Origin of the sequence: Turicibacter sp. KK003, assembly GCF_037014675.1 — a bacterium.
In the GTDB taxonomy this organism is placed as follows: Bacteria; Bacillota_I; Bacilli_A; order MOL361; family Turicibacteraceae; genus Turicibacter; species Turicibacter faecis.
In genome coordinates this window covers 1,936,881-1,958,786 of record NZ_CP142738.1, presented here as the reverse complement: position 1 = coordinate 1,958,786, position 21,906 = coordinate 1,936,881, and the positions used below count along the sequence as shown (strand labels likewise).

Below are 21,906 nucleotides of genomic sequence, written 5' to 3'. Positions count from 1 at the left end.
GGTGCAATGATTTTACTTGCGTTTCACTTAAAATCCTAGTAAAGTAAAAGGAAAGAAAGGTGATGGATTTGGAACAAAGGGAAATAATAAATAAATGTACGATACAAGAAGTTAATCGTTTAAATTCTGATCACATCAAAGAGGAATTAATTCAATTTAGTAAAACCATTGGAATCAATGCTATTGGTTTCAGTACGGTAGAACCTTTCCTATTCTTAAAGAAGGAGTTAAGGAAAAGGGACGAGTTGGAATGGACATCTCATTTAACAAAAGGATCCATTGAAGAGCGTACGAATCCTTTGTTGTCGATGGAGGATGCGAAATCGTTTATTTCAATTGCAATCACTTATCCTCGTAAGACTTGTTTGCCTAAGCAGGAAAAGGATGATCCGTTTGTACAATTTTCGAGGTCATCATGGGGGAATGATTATCATCAGGTGGTTGATCATAAACTACACATGCTAGAGGAATGGTTGAAGGAAAGAGTTTCGGGAATAAAGGTGATTAGGAGTGTGGACACGGGGGTTTTTAACGATCGTGCCATCGCATTACGTAGTGGAATAGGTTTTAGTGGAAAAAATAGTTCCATTATTCATCAAGAGTTTGGGAGCTATATTTATTTAGGGGAATTATTAGTGAATTACGAGTTTAGCCCTGATCGTAGTTTAGAGCGTCAGTGTGGGACATGTGATCGGTGTGTTCGTGCCTGTCCAACAAAGGCTATTCAACCGGATGGAAGCTTAAATGAAAAACGATGTCTTTCTTATGTGACGCAGGCAAAGGAGTACTTAAATCCTGAATTATATGAACGAATTAGTCAGAATATATACGGTTGTGATATTTGTCAAGAAGTTTGTCCATTTAATGCAGACGTCGATTCTCATCATCATCCTGAATTAGAGCCGACAGGTGTTGAATTTCCTAAAATTAAGGAGATTTTGACGATGACAAATAAGGAATTTAAATTAAAGTATGGTCACTTAGCCGGATCGTGGCGCGGCGTTACCGTGTTAAAACGAAACGCGATGTTTAACGCAGGTTTTTATAGATATAAAGAGGCTCTACCAGAAATTTTGAAAATTAGAGATGGACAAGGTCCCGATTGGCTAAGGGAAGCAGCTAAACAGGCGTATATAAGGTTAGAGAAAAGATAAGATTCTTTCAAAAAGTGAGTTTTTTTGTGTTAAAATATAAGGTAGATGGAATAGAGTTAGCACCCGTTTATTTTTGAAGACGGTGGTTGCACTATTTTAAAATCGTTGAGGTGATTAATTATGGCAATTCATTTAGTTCAATATAATCCTGAAATTCCTCAAAATACTGGGAATATTATGCGTACTTGTGCAGCAACGGATATTAAATTACACTTAATTAAACCAATGGGATTTTCATTGGATGAAAAAAGTATTAAGCGTTCGGGTGCAAACTATATAAATGAAGTAGACTATACGGTTTATGAAAACTGGGAAGATTTTGTTGAAAAAAACCGTGGCGGTAAATTTTGTTTTTGCACGCGTTATGGACAGAAAAATCACGCACAAATGGATTTTTCTAATCCTAAGGAAGATTACTATATTATTTTAGGTGCTGAAAGTAGTGGGATTCCGAAAGAAATCCTTCGACCTTATTTTGAAAATTGTTTCCGTGTTCCAATGACGAACAAGGTGCGTTCATTAAACGTCTCAAATGTGGCGGCCATTTTAGCATACGAAGCATTACGTCAACAAGAGTTTTTAGATTTATGGACGGTAGAACCATTCAAAGGAGCAGACTGGGTGCTGCGTGACGAAGAATAAACAACGATAAAAGGCGGGAGAATATGGGGTTATTCACCGCCTTTTATATGGGATGAGAACTCTGATATTGGCTGAAAAAGATTTTTTAAGGAAAAAACCGTTAGGATAGACGGAGATTGAGCAGGTGTTTTAATGAATATAATTGAAATTGCAAAGTTAGCAGGGGTCTCAAAATCAACCGTCTCAAGGTATTTAAATAGTGGGTATGTCAGTGAAGAGGCTGCTGAGAAAATAAAAGAAGTAATTGAGCAAACAGGGTTTGTCCCAAAACGCCAGGCCCAGGCGATGCGTTCTCAACGAACCAATTTAATAGGTGTGATTGTCCCTAAAATTAGTACTGAAACAGCCGCACGTGTGATTGAAGGAGTCACAAGTGAGTTGAGTCGAATGGGATATGAAGTGTTGATTGGAAATACTAATTTATCGATTGAAAAGGAGAAAAATTATTTAAAGGTTTTTAAAAATCAAGTAGATGGGATTATCTTTATGGCGACAGAAATAACATCCGAACATCGGAAACTTTTTGATCAGCTACGAATTCCTCTCGTTGTCATTGCCCAAAAAGTGAAAGATTATCCGTGTATTATTCATGATGATTATCATGCATCTAAAGATGCCATTCACTATTTAATTGACAAGGGACATCGCTCGATTGGGTTTATTGGTGTTGGAGAATATGATGTTGCAGTAGGAATTGATCGTAAAAAGGGTTATTTGGATGCATTAAAGAGTCAGAATCTTCATATTAATGAGGACTATATACAAATTGGTGATTTTAGTCCTGAAAGTGCATTTCAGTTAACGGAAAAGTTAATGTCTTTACCTAAACCACCAACGGCTATTTTTGCAGTGACGGATCATCTAGCTATTGGATGTATGGAGTATTTGAAGGAGCATGGGTATCAAATTCCTCAAGATGTAGCAGTTATGGGGTTGGGGGATAGTAAAATTTCGGCCTATATGACGCCTTCATTAACAACGATTCACTATCATTTTCAAACAATGGGGGCTCAAAGCGCCAGTCTGTTAATTGAACTTATTAAATCGGGTAAAGAAAGCTCAAAAAAAATTGAAAGCGATTTTGTTTTGAACTATAGACTTATGGAACGGGATAGTGTATAATAATCTTCGTAATGAAGGTTATTATTTTTTTATGCATTATGGGAACGTTCCCTCAAAGTGAGGGAGAAATGTTGAAAGGAACGATGATGTTCTTCATTTTTTTCACGGAGGTGGGAACGTTCCCCTATAAGAGGTTAACAGTTAATAAAGGTGATTAAATATTCATAGGAAATAATACCTGTATAATGAAAAGCAATTATTTGCATCATATATGAGGTTCTATGGAGGTTTCTATTATAAAAAGGTAGACTTCATAGAGGGAATAGTTAGATAGGAGGAGTCAGTCTTATGGCAAGTGCGAATTATGGTGAAGTAGCTAAAACAATTCTAGAGGCAGTTGGTGGAAAGGATAATTTAGCAAGTGCTGCGCATTGTGCGACGCGTTTACGTTTAGTTTTAAAGGATGAATAAAAAGTAAATAAATCTGAGATTGAAAAAATGGATATTGTGAAAGGGGTATTTTCTACGGCAGGACAGTTCCAGATTATCATTGGACAGGGAACGGTAAACCGTGTTTATGCGGAATTAGCGGCCCAAGCTGGAATTCAGGAGATGAGCACGGCTGATGTGAAAGATGCGGCAATGGAAAAATTAAACCCATTTCAACGATTTTGTCGAATGTTATCAAATATATTCGTTCCAATTATTCCTGCGATTGTCGCTGCCGGGTTACTAATGGGAATTTTAGGTGTTGTCGATAAAATTGGATTAAGCCACTTAAAAGAAGAATGGTGGTTTATGTTATTAGATATGTTTTCATCGGCGGCTTTTAACTTCTTACCGATTTTAATCGCTATTTCTGCGGCAAAACAATTCAAATGTAACCCATATTTAGCGGCAACAATTGGGGGAATTATGATTCACCCTGCTTTACAAAATGCATGGACATCAGGAACTGGTTATGAAACAGTTAATGTATTAGGGTTAATTGATATGCCTTTATTAGGGTATCAGGGAACTGTTTTACCTATTTTAATTGTGATTTTTGTTATGTCATATATCGAGAAGTACACACGTAAAATCGTTCCAAAGATGTTAGATATTTTAGTTACACCGTTAATTACTGTATTATTAACAGGGTTCTTAGCACTTGTTGTTATTGGTCCGCTTGCTAATACAGTAGGATCAGCCATTTCTACATTTTTCACTTATGCGTTAAATAATTTTGGAATTTTTGCGGGATTATTACTAGGTGGTTCGTATTCATCAATTGTTATTACAGGAATCCATCATAGTTTCCATGCAGTTGAGTTAGAGTTAATTGGGAATACGGGGTTTAATTCATTATTGCCAATTTGGTCAATGGCAAACGTTGCACAAGGTGGAGCGGCATTAGCTGTCTATTTTTTAACTAAAAATGCTAAAACAAAAGCCATCGCCTTACCATCTGCAATTAGTTGTTTTTTCGGTGTTACGGAGGCAGCTATTTTTGGAGTGAATATGAAGTATGGTCGTCCATTCATTGGTGCTGCTATTGGAGGTGCTTTAGGTGGAGCGTATATTGTATTTTCTAAGGTTGTATTTACGGCGGTTGGTGTAACTAGTCTTCCAGCTTTATCCATCGCTAAAACGGGAACAACAATGAATTATTTAATTGCAATGGGAGTTGCAGTTATAGGGGCATTCATTGCAACATGGATTCTTGGAATTAAAGAAGATTAGTTAAACGGAAAGCGAAAATGGGTAATGGAGTGAAGCTTTATTATTCATTTTTGCTTATACGGGATAAAGTTTATGATACAAACATTTTTATAGCATGACGTATTGAAAAAATGTAGTAAAGAATAGATTTTGAAGTTAGAAATTTTCAAGTATAAAGCCGATTGTAAATTTAATTGCAAGTAAAAAGGAGAGTCGTATGGTGAAAAAAGTTATTTCAATTGGAGAAGCACTTATTGATTTTATTCCACAACAAAAAGGAGTAGCCCTTAAAGATGTAGAGGGATTTTTACGTGTTCCTGGTGGCGCCCCATTAAATGTTGCAGCAGCCGTTGCCAAATTGGGTGGAAAGGCTCAAATGTTAACAAAGTTAGGAGTCGATGGCTTTGGGGATGCAATTTTAGAAGAGGTTATGCCATTAGGGGTCGATGTTTCGCGTGTTAGTCGAACGAATCAGGCGAATACAGCACTAGCATTTGTCTCTCTAAAAGAAGATGGTGAGCGTGATTTTTCATTTTATCGTCATCCGAGTGCGGATATGTTATTAGGTGAAGAAGAAATTTGTGAAGAAGACTTTATGAATGGAGCAATCCTACACTTTTGTTCTGTTAGTTTAATTGATGCACCGATTAAGCAGGCTCATAAAAAGGCGATTGAATATGCCATAAAACATAATGGGATCATTAGTTTTGATCCAAATGTTCGTCTTCCCTTATGGGAATCACCTCAAGAGTGCCGACAGGCTATTTTAGAGTTCTTACCTTTAGCCCACATTGTTAAAGTGAGTGATGAGGAATTAGAATTTATTACTTCAATTAAAGATGAAGAAGAAGCATTAAAATCTTTATTTGTTGGAAATGTAGAGGTTGTCATTTATACAAAAGGAACGAATGGATCAGAGTTTATCACCAAGGGCCGTACGATTCATGTTCCGTCATTTAGAGTAAAAGTTGAGGATACAACAGGAGCTGGGGATTCATATATCGGATCATTCTTATACCAGGTTGCCCAAACGGTTGATACGCTAGAGGCATTCATCCAACTTGATGAGGAGAAGGTGATGGACATGATGACATTTAGTGCAGCCACTGCCGCATTAACAGTGTCTAAAAAGGGGGCTATTGCCGCGTTGCCTACAAAAGAAGCCGTTATTGAAATGATGAGTCGATAGGTTTAGGAGGAATAGAGGATGATGACAAAACAACAGTTTGTGAACCAAATTACTTTAGAAAAAGAAAGAAAATTACCGCATATTAATCAAGATAAATGGCGTAATAAATTTCATCTGATGGCCCCTATTGGGTGGATTAACGATCCAAATGGGTTATGTTATTTTAAGGGATTATATCATGTGTTTTATCAGTATTCACCATTAGACGCTAAAGGCGGATTAAAGTTTTGGGGACATTATACATCCCCAGATATGGTAAATTGGACTGAACATGAGATAGCATTATTCCCAGATATTTCAGAAGATATCGACGGTGTTTATTCAGGATCAGCGCTTGTTTATAACGATGAAATGTATTTATTTTATACAGGAAACGTTAAATACAAAGGAGACCATGATTACGTTTTAACAGGACGGGAGCAAAATGTCATTATGGTTAAATCAACAGATGGATTTAACTTTACAGAAAAGCAGGTTTTATTAACGAACCAAGATTATCCTCAAAATATGGGATTGCATGTCCGTGACCCTAAAGTATGGGAGGAAAATGGCATTTTCTACATGGTTTTAGGGGCACGTTCAATTGATGATAAAGGGTATGTCCTTTTATATAAATCATTAAATTTAACGGAGTGGGAACTTGTTAGTGTACCGGCTGGCGGATTAGATGAGATGGGATATATGTGGGAGTGCCCAGATATGTTTAAATTAGATGGTAAAGATGTCTTTATGTTCTCACCACAGGGAATGGAGGCTAAAGGGTTAAAGTATCATAATGTTTATCAAAGTGGTTATGCGATTGGGTCATTTAATGAATCAAAGCAACAATTATCATTAGGTAAATTTGACGAATTAGATCGTGGTTTTGATTTTTATGCTCCCCAAACATTTAAAAACCATGATGGTCGTGTCATAATGTATGGATGGGCTGGTGTCCCGGATGCGATTGAACATCGTAATCCGACAGTAGAAATAGGGTGGCAACATTGTTTAACATTGCCACGACAACTGGTCTTAAAGGGGGAAAAACTTTATCAATTCCCTGTTGAAGAGTTAAAAGCGATGCGCAAAGACGAGACGGTCATTCCCAACGTTCCATTAGGTGAAAAAAGAATCTTTGAATTATTTGACACTAATACGTATGAACTGGATTTAGCCTTTAAGGAGACGACATCTTTTGAACTGGCATTTCGTGAAGATTGTAGGTTAGCGTGGAAAGAAGGGATCTTTACGTTAACTTTAGGAGAGAGTGGTTATGGGCGCGATGAGCGTTCAGTTAAAATTGAATCCATTTCAAACCTCCACATTTACTCTGATCATTCAATTTTAGAAGTGTATTTGAATGGGGGGGAAGATGTGTTTACCTCACGTATTTATAACAAAGGTGTAGATCAAACGTTAGAATTGATGGGAACGGGAGAAGTAACGTTAACTAAATGGACGTTATAAAATGTATAATCCCTTAAAAGGGTAATTTTATCTCGATTATTGGAGAGGAATGAAGCTATTAAAAGAAATAGCTTCATTCTTTTTTATATAAACGAAAACCACCTGCTATGCGGGTGGTTCTTTAATGCCTTTAGCGAGGTATTAGAAGAAAAAAACTCCTTATGTCTAAAATAGAAAAGGTTTCCCGACCACTTTCAAATTGACATACCGGTCTCCTCCATTGCCAGATCTGTGAATGAAATGAACTCTTAGATATCCTCCGACAGTAGGGTATGGGCTTTCCGATTAGTATCCAAGTCCAGATATAAATCGAATACGATAGTGACTAGACCTTTATATGATGAATGCATAGTTACACTTATGCTATAATAGTCTTAGTATTGCTATTTAAAGTGATTAAGGTTAGAAAGAGATATTAGATCATTGAAATAAACGATTTTAACAATCTACAATAAAATAAATGAATTTATAAAGAGAGGAGAGTATTTATGGTTACGTTATTAGGTGAAAAGAAACAATTGTTAGATAGTAAGCGTCCTTTAAGTAGAGAAGTTCTAATGAATTTAAAGAAATATTTTGATGTTGAATTTACCTATAATTCAAATGCTATTGAAGGAAATACATTAACGATTACTGAAACAAAAGTAATCTTAGAAGACGGTCTAACAATAGGTGGTGGTAAAAGTTTAAGAGAACATCTTGAAGTTTTAAATCATAAAGAAGCTATTGATTATGTACAAGATGTGGTTAGTAAAGAGTTTGATTTATCAGAAAGAGTTATTCGGGATCTTCATCACATCATTTTAAAGAGCATTGATAATTCAAATGCTGGTGTTTATCGGAAAGCAAACGTATTAATCAGTGGTAGTATGCATCGACCACCAGAATATTTTCTTGTAGAAGATAAAATGAAGGAATTATTGGATTGGTATCATGAAAACAAAGAAACTATGCATCCTGTAAAATTAGCAGCATTATTTCATTTTAAATATGTTTATATCCATCCTTTTTTAGATGGTAATGGAAGAAGTGCACGCTTATTAATGAATTTAATCTTGCTAAGGAATGGATATCCACTAACCATTATTAGAAATAGTGATCGTGTAGATTATATGAGTGCATTAGAAAAAGCGAGTACGACCGGTAATACGGATGATTTTGTTGAATTTATTGCAAAAGCAGTAGATAGAAGCTTTGATACTTATTTATATTTAATTGGATAAAAAGCCCAGTTGAATATCATAAAGCGTTAAATCGAATGATTAGAATCGTAAATCTAATATAATGATCATTCTAGTGAATCATAAGGAAAGAAGCTAGCCATAAATAGTGATTAGCTTCTTTTTAATTCCATGTAGCTTGATTTAATTGTAGGGAGATTTTGTTAATTGACGTTTCATTGGTGAAGATTTCGAGGAATTGGGTTATATCAAAATAGCGAGTTCCTTGTGGAGTATCTTTAGTGTTTTTGGAAATTCACACAGGGTAAATTGTTTTAGTAAAAAGAATCGGTGAAGATCACTGCCTAAGTCTTTTTTTCAGTTTCTAAAGCTTCTTTGATAATATCAATTATATTTTTTTGGTTATGGTGTTAGATGCCCCCGTAAGGTATTAATGAAATCAAGTTCCTGTGAATCATGATTAAAATAGACCACAATGATACAACTACTTTCATCAATTCCTCGCAGCTTCTTTTGCTCCATATAGACTGATATATTTGTGTAATCGGTAATTACGTGTATGAGGTGTGTAGTATAGATTATATTTAAAGGTGATTGCATCAAACTTTCATGATATGGAACTAAATTAGTGTCACAATAGAATGCTTCAAAGTCATTAATGAGATCAATCATGGCCACTTCATAAGGATTAAGAACTTCTTTGAATTTCTTACCAATATCTATAAATGTTGTAAAGGCAAACTAAATCGAAGTTTTGTTTTAACCACGATTTTAGAATTTTCTTGTTTAACAACAGCATCAGGCATAATAATGGTCCCTTTTAAGTATTGAGAAAATTTCACCGTTTAAATAATACGTTAGTATTATTTGTTACTATATTCTCTTTTTGAGATTACCTTAGAAAATAATGAATTTCAGCCATATCTATACCCTTAAGTTTATAAGGTGAATTCATCATATCAAGGTATTTGACTTTAGTCTTATAAAAAAATTTTATTATATCAATAAAAGGAAGTACTTTGTTTAAATTATTATTTAGATTAAATAGGTGAGTCATGTACTAATATAATTTTTAGTAATGCAGTGTTAAGTTTTTTTCCGTGCATTGAGGTAACTATATTAAACGAAATATTTACGGTTAGCAACATTGAGTCATAAAATTTTAAAGGTGTTAAGGGAGTGAAAATAGATGAGTATTGCTTTGCAGATTTTGTTAAATGATGGAGAAATAGATGGAAAGAAAACAGTATATGTATCTAATCGTGATATTCGTTGCGAGTATGTTCCTAGAAAGAAAGTTTCAAGTTTTTCAAGTGATGAAGTAGCCGTTTATTTATTAATCGGAACAGATGATGAACAGAGGGAATTAATTTATGTAGGTGAAACTGAGGGGGCCTCAACACGCTTATGGGATCATCACAAACAAAAACGTTTTTGGGATTGTGCCTTTTTCTTTGTTAGTAATACACAACATTTAAATAAAGCAGATGTGAAGTTTTTAGAATCTAAGATTTATCAAACGATTAAAGAAGCGGGACGTTATCAGTTAATTAATGCGAGTATACCAAAAGAAAGTCATGTTCATGCGATTCGAAAAACTGAGCTATTGGATATCTTAAAAACAATTGAATTTATTTTGGGGGGAGCATTCAATTTTTTTCCGTTCAAAAAGATTGATATTGAAGAAGCTGTGTCAAGGACCCAAGCACAAATTAATGAGCTTAAGCAACAACTAGATGAATTAGAATTGTTTTATATAACACAAAAACAAGCATCTGCTAAAGGGTATTTATTAGGTGAAGGTAAAAAGTTTGTTGTCTTAAAGGGTTCGAAGACAGCGCCAATTGAAAAGGCAGCTAATACCTTTAAAAGCTTAAGTGCTGCAAATTACCTTAAAAAATTACAAAAACAAGGAATTATTGAACAAATCAATGGACAGTATGAATTCAAAGAAACTCATGTCTTTAACAGTCCATCTGGTGCATCGGATCTTATTTATCTTGGGGCAACAAATGGATGGAAAGAATGGAAAAATGAAGCGGGAGAATGCTTAGAAAAACTACGGGAGTACTAGTAAAAAAATTCTATCCACTTGAATATTAAGTGGATAGAATTTTTTTATATAAACGAAAACCACCTGCTATGCGGATGGTTATTTAAATTTTTTAGTGAGGTTTATCCATGAAGGATAATAATAGTTTAGCGCATCCGACATGGGATGGTAGATATCATATCTTGTTTGCCCCAGAAGACAGAAGGAAGATAATCTATGGAAAATATAGATATGGAAATAGAAAGTTTTGGTGTCGAGGGTATTATGTAAATACAGTAGGGAGAAGATTCAACAATATACGTGAACAATTAAGAGGGGACTACGTAGCAGATCAGTTAAGTTTATTTGAAGAATATGATCCGTTTACCGGACAAAAGAATTTGAAGAAAAAATAAGAGATTCTTTTAGGATCAGTGTGTAAAACTGATACAAAAGGGAAACCGTTCAGAGGGCCTTTGGCCCTGGCCAGCAATAGAGGCTTTTGCCCCCATAAAAAAATCACCTTTTTTCTATAATAGAGTTGTTCAAGCTACTATTTTAGAAGAGAAGGTGATTTTTATGGCGAATCAAACAAATAGTTTATCGCACACAAAATGGATGTGCAAATACCATATTGTGTTTACTCCTAAGTATAGACGAAAAATAATATATAATCAATATAAAACAAGTATAAGAGATATTTTAAAACAACTTTGTGCCTATAAAGGAGTTGAAATTATTGAAGGGCATTTAATGCCAGATCATGTACATATGTTAGTAAGTATTCCACCTAAAATGAGTGTATCCAGTTTTATGGGATATTTGAAAGGAAAGAGTGTGCTGATGGTGTTTGATAAACATGCAAATTTGGAAATCGGCATTTTTGGGCAGAAGGATATTACGTAAATATGGTTGGCCTAAATGAGGCAACGATAAGGAAATATATTCGGGATTAGGAACAGCATGATATTGTGATGGATAAATTAAGTGTAAAAGAATATGAAGCCCTCTTTAAGGGGTAGCCAGTAGAACGAGCCCTCCTTTAGGGGTGAGCAAAGGTGGCAATGGCAATTAGCCCAAACAAAGTGAAAGCTAACGCCCCAGGACGCTAGCCGGTAATCAGGGCGTATAGCCCTGGAGAAAACTACTCGGTTGACGGGTAGTTTTTGTTAGAATGTTGGTAAATTTGAAAGATTATTTCCTTTATCACCATCGACAATTCCGCGAATATAGGTTCCTCCGCCTTTCCCTTTAAAGGTTTGGGCATTGGCGATGAGCCCTTTGGCGCAAAGTTCTTTAGCTGTTTCATAGTCATATTCTTTTCCGGTATTCGATTTAAAGGCGATAAGATCGCCATCACTATTGTGACGAACGGCAACGAATGTTTCTTTTTCCATTGTTAACAGCCTCCTTTTCATTAGATAGTGTACCCGATATGTCTAAAATAAATCAGAGAGTTAAATTAAGTTTTAACAAATAATCAAGAAAAAAATGAAATAGGTAACCGGTGTCGGATAGATTATCCTTTTGTCAGTATTTTTTGATAAGCAATTGTTATTTTTAGTTTTCTAGTGTGATATAATAGGAATTAGATTTATTGAGATATGGAGGGTATTATATGTCGTTTGAAACAAAGTACCAACAATGGTTAGAGCAAGAGGGGTTAGAATCATATTTAAAAGAGCAATTAGAAAATATGAATGAAACAGAAAAAGAAGATGCATTTTATCGTAACTTAGAGTTCGGTACTGGGGGAATGCGAGGAGTTGTTGGTCCAGGAACAAATCGCATGAATGTTTATACAATTCGTAAAGCAAATGAAGGATTTGCTCAATATTTATTAAAAAATGTTGAAAATGCTAAAGAGCGCGGAATTGTAATTGCGTATGATTGCCGTCATTTCTCACCAGAATTTGCAATGGAATCAGCGAAAGTAATGGCAACTCACGGAATTAAAGCGTATGTTTTTGAATCATTACGTCCAACACCTGAGTTATCATTTGCCGTTCGTTATTTAAATGCAGCGGGTGGAATTGTTGTCACTGCATCACATAATCCACCTGAATATAATGGATACAAAATTTATGATGAAACAGGGTGCCAATTAGTTCCTGCGGAAGCTGACCAAGTGATTGAACTTGTTGATTCGATTGAGGATGTATTCAACATCTCTGTTAAATCGGAGGAAGAATTAAAAGAGGCTGGATTGATTCAAATCATTGGATCAGAGATTGATGATGTTTATACAGAACGTGTAAAAGCATTAGAGATTAATCCAGATTGCAACAAAAAGGATTTAAAAATTGTGTTCTCACCATTACATGGAACAGCGAATATTCCAGTACGTCGCGTGTTAACGGAGTGTGGATATGAGCAATTACATGTTGTTGAAGAGCAATGTGTGGCGGATCCAAACTTTACAACTGTTAAATCGCCAAATCCTGAGGAGGCATCTGCATTTGAAATGTCAATTGCATTAGGAAAAGAGATTGATGCCGATATTTTAATTGCAACTGATCCGGATGCAGACCGAGTAGGTTTAGCTGTTAAAAATCCAGAAGGGGAATATGTTTTATTAACTGGAAATCAAACAGGTGCTATTTTAATTCATTATATTTTATCTCAAAAGAAAGCACACGGAACATTACCAGCGAAAGGGAAAGTGTTCAATACGATTGTAACATCTGATATGGGGGCAACAATTGCTCGTTCGTATGGATTTGATGTGGTGTCAACGTTAACTGGATTCAAGTTTATCGGAGAGCAAGCGCGTTTAATCGAAAATACGGATTATGAGTATGTTTTCGGGTATGAGGAGTCTTATGGATATTTAATCGGTGACTTCGTTCGCGATAAGGATTCTGTTCAATCTGTATTAATGTGTGCAGAGGCAGCTGCTTATTATAAAGAACACGGAAAAACGTTATATGACGTATTAATGGAGTTATATGAAACATATGGTTTCTACCGCGAAGCGTTAGTCAATATTACGTTAAAAGGAAAAGAAGGGGCAGATAAAATTCAAGCCATTTTATCTGATTTCCGCGAGTTTACACCAGTAACAGTTGCAGGAAAAGAAGTCGTGTCTGTTGAGGATTACAAAGAAAGCGTTCATACAGACTTAACAAATGATTCAACATCGGTGATTGATTTACCGAAGTCAAATGTTTTAAAATACACGTTAGCAGACGGTTCTTGGTTTGTATTACGTCCATCTGGAACTGAGCCAAAGGCAAAGGTATACATCGGTGTTATTTCAGATGTATTAGAGAAAGCTGATGCTCAAGTCGCTAAAATTAAAGAAGACGTATTAGCGCGTGTAAATGAAATTATTGCTTAATTTATTTTAATTAATTGTCGCACACACTGACTTAAAAACTTCTATGATACATTTATCATAGAAGTTTTTTTTATGATAAGGAATTTAGCACATCAGTTAATTTTTGTGCATATAATGAAAGGACTACATACGAGGGGAGGGCTGTTATGAATGTGACAGTAGACCATCGTAATGTCGAAAATAAGACAGATTTAATTAAGTTAGTGACGGAAGAGGTAGCAGCATTTTGTTTAAAATGGAAACAAGGATTGGATCAGTTGTTGTGTAGCGACGTGGTATTAATTATTAATCGAAAACGATACGGCTATGAGGTAAAGTATCACTATTCAAGTGGGCCATGGAATTGGTTATTTCAATTAGAATTATATTATCCTAATAAGATGAGTGAATTGCGTCAGATAGCTTATATGAAGATTAATAAGTTTATGACATTGCCGATGGGGTGTGGATTTGGAAGGAAGGTGTTTGAACACCTGTTAGATTGTTCGACATCGCTAAAAGAGTTAGATATGATTCGGTTGCGTTCTGTTCGAAGAGCCATAGGTTTTTGGGAACGTATGTCGTTTGTAAATACAAAGCAAGTTGATGGGGTGATCCAAGACGAGGTCTGTGTTAAGATTCCATCGACATTAACAGGATACGAATATGTTTATAGCCTCCGTCCGTGTGATTGTGAGGCCTGTCAACAGGCGAAAAAGCAGGGGAAATAGCCCCTGCTTTTTCTTTTAGCAGATAAACGTCAAATTTTGATTTAATTTTAGTCTTCATGTGTTGTATACTTGTAGTTATGCGATAAAGTTAAACGATATTCCACACGCCAGGTTTTTTTCGTGACAAGGGGCACAAATACGTGTTAATGAGTGTGAGAAGTTGTTTCCTACACGAATATGAAGGGTTTTGGAACAATGCCCTTTTTCTACAAGGCGAAATGGATTTCACCTTCGAAGGAACGATTACGTTTTCGTGATTGATATACTTATGGGCGCATATAGAGACGATAGAATGGGTTACAATCGTTATGTGGTGTATAGGTGACACGGAATGAGACCATTAGTTGTACATGCTACATCACATTGTTTGGAGGAAAGATGCCCATAAAGTGATTGGATGCGCCTGAGGGTGCTACCTTATTCAACGAGGCAGGGACCTCTTTTTGAATGGAGTCAAGGTGATCATTTAATCAACTCGTTGATTGTCAGTTCGAACAAGTGGGAGGCTCGGAGTTAAAAAATCGGGGATGAGGAGGAATCTTTCATTTGCAACGGATTGTCATTCTTGGGGGTAGCAAATTCTTCGAATGTGTAGGTGAACGGGTGAAAGAGAAGGTGCCATGTATTGGACATCATCGGGATGAATTGAATAGCGACTAGTTATACGTTTGAACGGAAACGTTAATTATTCGTTTAGAAGATATCGTTTGTTTAATGATTAAGGAGGTTTTGAGATGGCTGTTAATGTGAAGAGTTGTTATTTATTTTTACTGGATAATGTTCATCAGATGTTTATGCCGACGGATCGTCCATTAGATGAGACGGTGGATGGGGCGTATCATTTTTTGGAAAAGAATATTGAAAAGTGTGTCAAAAATGCGGCGGGACGTCCGGCTGTTTTTCGTGAGGATAGTGAGGTGCGACAGTTATTTTTAGAGTACCGTAATCGTACGATTCCATTTCTTGAATTTGCGAATCATGTGGCGGCAAAGCGCTATGATTTTAAGGAGCGTTATGAGATTTTAACGGCGAGCGATTTATTTTTATGTGAGATTGAAATGGCCGAGGTAGAGTATGTTGTTGGACTTGAGTTAACGTGTAAAGAGGGGATGGTTCATCATGTGAATCAAAGTGAGACGGGAATTCAAAATAATCTATTGGTTCATCAGTCTATTATACCGATTGCAAGTTTAAAAAGTGCTAACTTTTTTATGATTGATTTAGATAAAATGACGTTGACTATTCTTGAGGGGATGACGTCAACGGAAGACGATGATACGCACCTTTATGCTGATAAAATCTTGGAGTGTAAAACGGAAATTTCAGTTAAAGAAGCAGTTAAAAAGGCCCGACATGTGGCAGCAGAGGTTATTGAACATCATGAATTAGATAAACTTGAAATGGTACCGGCTTTTGAACGGGTGATTAAGGAAACGATTAATGAAGGAAAAGATATTGATATGAAGGAGATTGCCGAGGAGGTCTTTTATCAGGCTCCCGAGGCTAAAATGGCCTATGTTGCAGAAATAGAAAATCAAGGGATTGAAAAACCAGTTCAAAATACAAATTGGGTAAAGATGCCGCTTAAGAAGACACAGAAATTAAAAACTGATACAGGAATTGAAATCACTATCCCGCTGGATTATTATAATAATAAAGATTATATTGAGGTATTAAATATGCCAGATGGACGTCTAGCCATTCAAATAAAAAACATTGGGAATATTGAAAACAAATAGGAAAAAGAAGGCCGTAGCCTTCTTTTTTTTATGATTAAAAGGTTGATCGTTGTATCACATAGGGGATGTTCCCCTAAGCTTTTTCAACAAATTTTAAAAATTAATGTATCTTTTTGTCGAATAAAACAGAATAAAGTGTAACATTTTATCGAAAAATGTATCATTTCATGAACAGGGCAGGGGAGAGTTATTTTTTTAAGAAGGGTAAAAAGTTGCATGTTGGAAGTTCTGAGGGGGTGGTGTAGCCGATCCCAATTTTTAATTTAGCGACTTGCTATTGAGGGGGCGATTAGTTTTATCTCAGAGGGGGGAGATTAATTATTGTGTGGTGAAGGGGAGAGTGGGGGGATTATATAAGGCGAATCTTGTCATAGAACGGGAGGTAGAGCTCACTTTTTAGAAAATTTGGCGTATAAATATAAGAGGGGGGAATCTAAAGAGAAGAGGTCTTAGATGTGGAGATGGTGCTAGAAGTTATTTTGCGTGTTTTGTTAATCGGGTATTATTTAATGATGGCAGTGTTTGTCATCAGGCAAATCAGAATCAGATTTTTAGCTGATGAAAAGTATGCTCTTTATGCTAATTATGTAAATGATCAGAATCGAAAGCGCTATGGGTGTCAGGTGAATTATTATAAAGCATTAGTGAGAGGTACGCTGGTGCAATTGGGTGCAATCCTACTTGGGATGGCACTGATAGATTACGCTTGGTTTATGTGGATGAGCATCGTTGCTATAGTGTGCACGGTGCTAGAGCCTTTATTCGTCATGGTTTCGTTTCCAAAGTTGGTTGATTTTAAATATAGGACGTGGTTGTTATTATACTTAAAACGATTGGTAGGCATTGTTTTAGACGGTTATATAATATTTGCACTCGCTGTGGTATGTTTTATTTATTAAAGGGAATAGATAAAAGTGCGGAGATTTCATAAGGAGATGACCGCACTTTTATGGTGTGATACGCATTTTTTAGCAAAATTTAAAATAAAAATGATACATTTTATTGAGAAAAGTGTATCATTTTTGTATAATAAAACCATAACATTTGTTAATTAAAAATGTATCATTTTAACGCACAATTCATCAAGTTATGATCGTGTTTTTTTAGAGGAGATTGAGTTATGAGTGTGTTTTGTATGAAATGTCAATGTGAGGTGGGATATCGGGTTGTTGAGGAAATAGGGAAAACAATTATAAAGGGTTATGATGTCAACTATAAAAAAAAGAGCGCCATCTGTGAAAGATGCGCGCAACCCGTTTTTGTTGAGCAGATTCATGATGAGAATAAGGAACAGTCAAAAAAGAGTTATCAAGAGCTAGTTTCGCGAGAAGCCATCGACATTATTACGTCAATTATGGAACGCTATAATATTGGTAAACGCCCATTGTCTTTAATATTAGATTGGGGCGAGTTGACGATTACTCGCTATTTAAAAGGAATGGCTCCCAAAAAAGAGTATTTGGATACGCTTAAGTTAATTAACGAGAAGCCATCGGCATTTGCCCAGATATTAAATCAGAATCAGGAAAAAATTACTCGTAAGGCCTATGAGAAATGTTTAAAAAAAATCACCGATTTAACGACTACCGATGAGCAACTAATAGATGAAGATGTTACGCCAACAGTGAGTATGGATGATTCAGTTCAAGAGACGGAATCGTTTTGGGAAGATTCCTCTTCAATAGTACCGATGTTGGAGGATAACGATCAACAACAGGGGGATAAAGCACAAGATAAAATTTATCATGTCGTGCAATATATCCTAGGTGTCAGTGAGGATGTGACTCCGCATGCTCTTCAAAAAATACTTTATTATGCGCAAGCCTTTTTCAAGGTGTTTTATGGGTATCATTTATTTGAGGATGATTGTGAGGCATGGGCTCAGGGGCCTGTTTATCCTAATATTTATTATCAACTAAAGGATTCTTATGATCATCCATTAATGAAAAATAGTTGTTCGTTAGATGATAAGGAACAATTTTTTATTGACTTAATTATGCGATACTTTGGTTGTTATAGTGGAAAATCACTTGAACGAATGACTCACTGTGAGAAACCGTGGCGAGATGCCCGATCTGGCATGATGTCGGTTCAGGTAGAGGGGCGCGTGATTGAAAAATCATCGATTGAGAAGTACTTTATGGATGTTTACAAAAAGTATAATATGTTGAGTATGACGGATATTATTGATTATTCAACGTCACTATTTAGTCGAATTTTATAGCGATTATGTCGAAATAAAGCGCGATAAGGAGAAAAGCTTGAACCTGAGCGACAAAAGACGACAAAAGGTGATGATAAAGTGTTTATAATGTACAAATCCGCCTATAAAAGCGTTTAAATTTTATAATTTTCGTTAAAAATAGGCTAAAATATGACAAAAGATATTATTTTATGTACGGCTTTATGTTATAATGATATCACTTAAAATTAAGGGAAAGTAGTGAGATTTATGGTCCTCCAAGTTTATGAAATGACAAATCAAGCAATTACAGGCTATAAGTTGTACGACGAGGGCGTACAGGTCGCTACGTTAGAGCAGCGATCAAATCAGTGGATTGCTGGAATTTTTTATAATTTCAAAATAAAAACAATGACAACAGATAATTTTCAATCGGCTTACCATTGGATTGAGTCAACCTTACAAGAGAGCAAGTCTGCTTAACTAGTGACGCACACCGTAAGGTACAATTTAATGATAATCGGGATAAGCTATATATAAGGATGATTTTCTGTCGACTATCGATTTCATCCTTTTTTTATGCCCTTTATCTTTAACGAGCTACCTTCGTTTTATTGCTTTTTATATTTTTACGAACTGTTTTACTTAAAAGCATGAAAAGATAATAAGTTGCAAAGTAGATAATTGCTCCTAGTAATGCACAGCTCCCTAATTCAATCAGCGCTTGAATTTTTTGGCCGAGTGACAGTGTCTTTAGAAGGTGCTTCAAATAGGAAACGGCAATTCCCATGACTAAACTTGAGCATAAAATGGGAAAGCAGTCGCAAAGTATTTGATTAAATTGAAGAAGGGAATGCTTCTTAATTTGAAGGAGGCTTAAAATAATCCAACTCAGATAAGCTAGGATGGTAGAGTAAATAAAGCCGTTTATTCCGAATAAGGGAACGAAGAGGAAATTACTAATATATTTAATGATGAGGGAAAATACTAAGTAATAGATTCCTTTTCGTTGAAGGTTTAATCCTTGTAAAATAGAGCAAATAATGCTGTAAAGTGCATAAAAAATTCCGAGCCACGCACCGATAGCAAAAAGGTTTCCACCGAGTTGATTAATTGATTTTGTTGAAGGATAAAGAAGAAGATAAACATCATCTGCAAGAAGGCTAATTCCAATTACGGCGGGAAGTGTAATGACTAAGGTGAGCCGAAGTGCTAAGCGGATGGTTCGTTCAACCGCCCGATTCTTTTTTTGTTGATGATAGTTTGTGAGCTCAGGTACAAGAGGTTGGCCAAAGGCCAATGCAAAAGAAACGGGAATCATAATCATTTTTGCGAGTTCGGTTATATACATTCCATAATAGACTTTTTGAGTTTTGACGGCTAAACCAGATTTAGTTAATAGCTGGTGGAAGTGTAGGGTATCAATATTTTGATAAAGTGAGGTCGCTAACCCGAGTAGAGCAAAGGGAATCGAACATCCTAAAATCTCGATGAATAGTCTACTAGGTTTCCGTTTGGGATGAGGCGGACATTCGGCGAGCTTTTGATCATAACCTGGGACCTCCCGATACCAAAAATATAAGAGTACGATTAAAGAAGCAATCCCAGCTAAAAAAGCGGCGAATACAGAGATAGAGACTGCTTCTTGGTAACTATGATGTTGGACTTTAATAATAAAGAAGGATCCCCCGAGGATGATAAGTATTCTTACGATCTGCTCAACAAGTTGTGAAATAGAAGTCGGTGCCATGTTTCTATTTCCTTGGAAGAAGCCGCGGATAATAGACATAACGGGAATGACAGTTAATGCGATACTACAAACCTGAATCATATGTATAATGTCTGGTCCATCGTTAAGGAGCGCCTCTTGCTCTGCCTTTGTTTTTAAAAGGGAGGCGGCATTGTTTAAAATGTGATGAACGTAAATCGGGGCTAGGTGATACATAGCTAGAAATCCTAGAAAACCGAAGATAATCATTCCAATGACACTGTATTTAAAAGCTCGTCTAGCGGTGTCATATTCATGTTGGGCTTGATATTTAGAAACAAACTTTGCCATTCCAACAGGAATGCCAAGTGTCGATAAGCTAATAAAAAGACTGTAAATCGTATAGGCATAACTATAAAGGGTTTGTCCTTGACTGCCTACAAGTGCCTTAAATGGGATCACATAAATAATTCCAAGAATTTTAGTGAGAAACATACTAAGGCTTAGAATCATTGCTCCTTTAAGAAAACGTTGGTTCATTCTTGCTTCTCTCCCTCCGTGAATGAATCTTAATCCTAAAATTATTATGACGATTTTTACCAAGTATAAACGGGAGAGTATAAAATACTAAAAAAGAATTTTTTTAGAGGGGAACTCAAGTGAACAGGAGATTTGGAATGGGGAAATAAAATCCCAGTCTTTAATCCATTAGAAAAGGAGGAATAGTAATGGTCAATCCCTATCAACTTTATGAATTTTTATCGCACGCGTTGCTCGTTGTCTCTCCTGACGGAAGGTGTGACTATCTAAATCGGGAGGCAAAGCGACTTTTACCGACGATTCATGATTTTAGTCAATTAACTTTCGATGAGATTATTGGTCACTTCGGTTTTTCGGCGGATCGCGAACATCTAACGAAATTAATTGCCATTACGTTTCACACACAACAAAGAAAAGAGTTAACATTAAAGGATAGAAATGGACAGTTCGCTACGGTTAATACCATTCCATTAGAGGGGGCTGTTTTAGTCGAGTTCGGAGTTAATACGCAATTAAGTCGTTGGCGTGATATTTTTAAGTTTGTCGTTGAAGATTCTGAGGATATGATTTTTTATAAGGGGAAAGATTTAACGTATGAGTATGTGAATAAGGCGTATACGGATTACTATAATCTTTCACCTCGAGAAATTTTATCGAGTAGTGATGTAGACCTCGTGAATATGGGGGTTTTATCTCCTGTCCTTCAATATCAATGTCAACAAAGTGATGAAGAGGCGTTGAAAAACGGATGCTTTTCTGGAATTGAAGTTTGTGGTGATCGGTATTACCAGGCGGTTAAACGTCGAATAAATGACGGGGTATTTTGTATCTCGCGTGATATTACTGAAGATATTCGCCTTCGTCAAGAAACAGAGAGGGATCTAGTCACGGGCTTACAAAATGAACAATCACTCGCAAAAGTGATAAAGTCGCTATCAAAAGAAAAAGAGCATCATTTTATCGTGATTTATCTTGAAAATTTGGGTCAAATAAGTAAAAGTAAAGGAATTACTTATTCCCGCCAGTGTATTCAACAAGTGTCCCATTTTGTAAGGGAATACTCAGAACTTTTATTCTTTTATGTTGAGGGGATTGGTTTTATAGGATTATTTGATAAAATGCCTAAAAATCCAGATCACTTTTATCATCACTTTATGGAGAAACTTCATCAACAACATGTCCCATCTCAATTAGAAATATCAGTGATGTTGAAATCAACTCAATCAGATCCTGAGTTTTTTCAATTTATAAAAAAACATTAACTCGTATAGTTAGGA

19 protein-coding genes and 2 pseudogenes are annotated in these 21,906 nt (G+C 35.9%); 19 read left to right on the top strand and 2 right to left on the bottom strand.

Features of this window, described 5'->3' with window-relative positions:
* Nucleotides 1-62: 62 nt before the first annotated feature.
* The 12 genes and pseudogenes from queG to tnpA all read left to right on the top strand — a co-directional run bounded on the left by queG (nucleotide 63) and on the right by tnpA (nucleotide 11,432).
* Nucleotides 63-1,154 (top strand): tRNA epoxyqueuosine(34) reductase QueG, encoded by a 1,092-nt coding sequence (gene queG / locus VXM77_RS09530; RefSeq protein ID WP_202618808.1) that lies wholly within the window; start codon nucleotides 63-65, stop codon nucleotides 1,152-1,154.
* Between the two features lie 120 nt (nucleotides 1,155-1,274).
* Entirely contained in the window at nucleotides 1,275-1,796 is a 522-nt protein-coding gene (locus VXM77_RS09525; RefSeq protein ID WP_161832801.1) for a tRNA (cytidine(34)-2'-O)-methyltransferase, read from the top strand.
* 132 nt (nucleotides 1,797-1,928) lie between these two features.
* Complete coding sequence (locus VXM77_RS09520) at nucleotides 1,929-2,918, top strand: LacI family DNA-binding transcriptional regulator (protein ID WP_161832802.1); 990 nt, start codon at nucleotides 1,929-1,931, stop codon at nucleotides 2,916-2,918.
* Nucleotides 2,919-3,206: 288 nt separating this feature from the next.
* Nucleotides 3,207-3,329, top strand: a complete 123-nt coding sequence (locus VXM77_RS09515; protein WP_237658991.1) for a PTS transporter subunit EIIB — start codon at nucleotides 3,207-3,209, stop codon at nucleotides 3,327-3,329.
* A 15-nt stretch (nucleotides 3,330-3,344) separates the two neighbouring features.
* Nucleotides 3,345-3,536: pseudogene (locus VXM77_RS09510) on the top strand (glucose PTS transporter subunit EIIB); the annotation flags it as partial.
* Complete coding sequence (locus VXM77_RS09505; protein WP_255421501.1) at nucleotides 3,537-4,580, top strand: PTS transporter subunit EIIC; 1,044 nt, start codon at nucleotides 3,537-3,539, stop codon at nucleotides 4,578-4,580.
* A 199-nt stretch (nucleotides 4,581-4,779) separates the two neighbouring features.
* Complete coding sequence (locus VXM77_RS09500; RefSeq protein WP_161832803.1) at nucleotides 4,780-5,748, top strand: carbohydrate kinase; 969 nt, start codon at nucleotides 4,780-4,782, stop codon at nucleotides 5,746-5,748.
* An 18-nt stretch (nucleotides 5,749-5,766) separates the two neighbouring features.
* On the top strand, nucleotides 5,767-7,197 hold the full coding sequence (locus tag VXM77_RS09495) for a glycoside hydrolase family 32 protein (protein ID WP_338506166.1): 1,431 nt from the start codon (nucleotides 5,767-5,769) through the stop codon (nucleotides 7,195-7,197).
* A 488-nt stretch (nucleotides 7,198-7,685) separates the two neighbouring features.
* Nucleotides 7,686-8,420 carry a Fic family protein gene (locus VXM77_RS09490; protein WP_161832805.1) on the top strand — a complete coding sequence of 245 codons (735 nt, stop codon included), beginning with the start codon at nucleotides 7,686-7,688 and terminating at the stop codon, nucleotides 8,418-8,420.
* A 1,147-nt stretch (nucleotides 8,421-9,567) separates the two neighbouring features.
* Nucleotides 9,568-10,452: a GIY-YIG nuclease family protein gene (locus VXM77_RS09485; protein WP_262953785.1), complete on the top strand. Its 885-nt coding sequence runs from the start codon at nucleotides 9,568-9,570 to the stop codon at nucleotides 10,450-10,452.
* A 107-nt stretch (nucleotides 10,453-10,559) separates the two neighbouring features.
* Entirely contained in the window at nucleotides 10,560-10,826 is a 267-nt protein-coding gene (locus VXM77_RS09480; RefSeq protein WP_262953784.1) for a hypothetical protein, read from the top strand.
* Nucleotides 10,827-10,989: 163 nt separating this feature from the next.
* Nucleotides 10,990-11,432 (top strand): annotated as a pseudogene (gene tnpA / locus VXM77_RS09475) (IS200/IS605 family transposase).
* Nucleotides 11,433-11,579: 147 nt separating this feature from the next.
* Here the strand turns inward: tnpA and VXM77_RS09470 are convergent.
* Nucleotides 11,580-11,807: a DUF3892 domain-containing protein gene (locus tag VXM77_RS09470; RefSeq protein WP_161832788.1), complete on the bottom strand. Its 228-nt coding sequence runs from the start codon at nucleotides 11,805-11,807 to the stop codon at nucleotides 11,580-11,582.
* A gap of 221 nt (nucleotides 11,808-12,028) precedes the next feature.
* On the opposite strand from VXM77_RS09470, the gene VXM77_RS09465 reads away from it, so the two are divergent.
* From VXM77_RS09465 to VXM77_RS09440, 6 genes are all read left to right on the top strand, one after another.
* Nucleotides 12,029-13,750, top strand: coding sequence for a phospho-sugar mutase (locus VXM77_RS09465; RefSeq protein ID WP_161832787.1), 1,722 nt, complete (start codon nucleotides 12,029-12,031; stop codon nucleotides 13,748-13,750).
* 146 nt (nucleotides 13,751-13,896) lie between these two features.
* Entirely contained in the window at nucleotides 13,897-14,460 is a 564-nt protein-coding gene (locus tag VXM77_RS09460; RefSeq protein WP_262951053.1) for a hypothetical protein, read from the top strand.
* 734 nt (nucleotides 14,461-15,194) lie between these two features.
* Nucleotides 15,195-16,199 (top strand): nucleoid-associated protein, encoded by a 1,005-nt coding sequence (locus VXM77_RS09455; protein WP_161832785.1) that lies wholly within the window; start codon nucleotides 15,195-15,197, stop codon nucleotides 16,197-16,199.
* Between the two features lie 455 nt (nucleotides 16,200-16,654).
* The gene (locus VXM77_RS09450) at nucleotides 16,655-17,098 is read left to right on the top strand and encodes a hypothetical protein (RefSeq protein WP_161832784.1); all 444 of its coding nucleotides are present in this window, start codon (nucleotides 16,655-16,657) and stop codon (nucleotides 17,096-17,098) included.
* Nucleotides 17,099-17,319: 221 nt separating this feature from the next.
* The gene (locus VXM77_RS09445) at nucleotides 17,320-18,423 is read left to right on the top strand and encodes a type II toxin-antitoxin system antitoxin SocA domain-containing protein (protein ID WP_161832783.1); all 1,104 of its coding nucleotides are present in this window, start codon (nucleotides 17,320-17,322) and stop codon (nucleotides 18,421-18,423) included.
* A gap of 228 nt (nucleotides 18,424-18,651) precedes the next feature.
* Nucleotides 18,652-18,864 carry a hypothetical protein gene (locus VXM77_RS09440; RefSeq protein WP_161832782.1) on the top strand — a complete coding sequence of 71 codons (213 nt, stop codon included), beginning with the start codon at nucleotides 18,652-18,654 and terminating at the stop codon, nucleotides 18,862-18,864.
* Nucleotides 18,865-18,973: 109 nt separating this feature from the next.
* Here the strand turns inward: VXM77_RS09440 and VXM77_RS09435 are convergent, their stop codons facing one another.
* Nucleotides 18,974-20,629, bottom strand: coding sequence for a polysaccharide biosynthesis protein (locus VXM77_RS09435; RefSeq protein ID WP_161832781.1), 1,656 nt, complete (start codon nucleotides 20,627-20,629; stop codon nucleotides 18,974-18,976).
* A 188-nt stretch (nucleotides 20,630-20,817) separates the two neighbouring features.
* On the opposite strand from VXM77_RS09435, the gene VXM77_RS09430 reads away from it, so the two are divergent.
* A complete protein-coding gene (locus tag VXM77_RS09430) occupies nucleotides 20,818-21,891 on the top strand; it encodes a PAS domain-containing protein (protein WP_161832780.1) in 1,074 nt (357 codons plus the stop codon).
* The last annotated feature ends 15 nt before the right edge of the window (nucleotides 21,892-21,906 follow it).

Coding starts and splice junctions, on each gene's coding strand:
- VXM77_RS09440 (WP_161832782.1), top strand. CDS start 18,652: ATGGTCCTCCAAGTTTATGAAATGACAAATCAAGCAATTACAGGCTAT.
- VXM77_RS09525 (WP_161832801.1), top strand. CDS start 1,275: ATGGCAATTCATTTAGTTCAATATAATCCTGAAATTCCTCAAAATACT.
- VXM77_RS09430 (WP_161832780.1), top strand. CDS start 20,818: ATGGTCAATCCCTATCAACTTTATGAATTTTTATCGCACGCGTTGCTC.
- VXM77_RS09465 (WP_161832787.1), top strand. CDS start 12,029: ATGTCGTTTGAAACAAAGTACCAACAATGGTTAGAGCAAGAGGGGTTA.
- VXM77_RS09480 (WP_262953784.1), top strand. CDS start 10,560: ATGAAGGATAATAATAGTTTAGCGCATCCGACATGGGATGGTAGATAT.
- VXM77_RS09485 (WP_262953785.1), top strand. CDS start 9,568: ATGAGTATTGCTTTGCAGATTTTGTTAAATGATGGAGAAATAGATGGA.
- VXM77_RS09495 (WP_338506166.1), top strand. CDS start 5,767: ATGATGACAAAACAACAGTTTGTGAACCAAATTACTTTAGAAAAAGAA.
- queG (WP_202618808.1), top strand. CDS start 63: ATGGATTTGGAACAAAGGGAAATAATAAATAAATGTACGATACAAGAA.
- VXM77_RS09445 (WP_161832783.1), top strand. CDS start 17,320: ATGAGTGTGTTTTGTATGAAATGTCAATGTGAGGTGGGATATCGGGTT.
- VXM77_RS09520 (WP_161832802.1), top strand. CDS start 1,929: ATGAATATAATTGAAATTGCAAAGTTAGCAGGGGTCTCAAAATCAACC.
- VXM77_RS09515 (WP_237658991.1), top strand. CDS start 3,207: ATGGCAAGTGCGAATTATGGTGAAGTAGCTAAAACAATTCTAGAGGCA.
- VXM77_RS09470 (WP_161832788.1), bottom strand. CDS start 11,807: ATGGAAAAAGAAACATTCGTTGCCGTTCGTCACAATAGTGATGGCGAT.
- VXM77_RS09460 (WP_262951053.1), top strand. CDS start 13,897: ATGAATGTGACAGTAGACCATCGTAATGTCGAAAATAAGACAGATTTA.
- VXM77_RS09490 (WP_161832805.1), top strand. CDS start 7,686: ATGGTTACGTTATTAGGTGAAAAGAAACAATTGTTAGATAGTAAGCGT.
- VXM77_RS09455 (WP_161832785.1), top strand. CDS start 15,195: ATGGCTGTTAATGTGAAGAGTTGTTATTTATTTTTACTGGATAATGTT.
- VXM77_RS09505 (WP_255421501.1), top strand. CDS start 3,537: ATGTTATCAAATATATTCGTTCCAATTATTCCTGCGATTGTCGCTGCC.
- VXM77_RS09435 (WP_161832781.1), bottom strand. CDS start 20,629: ATGAACCAACGTTTTCTTAAAGGAGCAATGATTCTAAGCCTTAGTATG.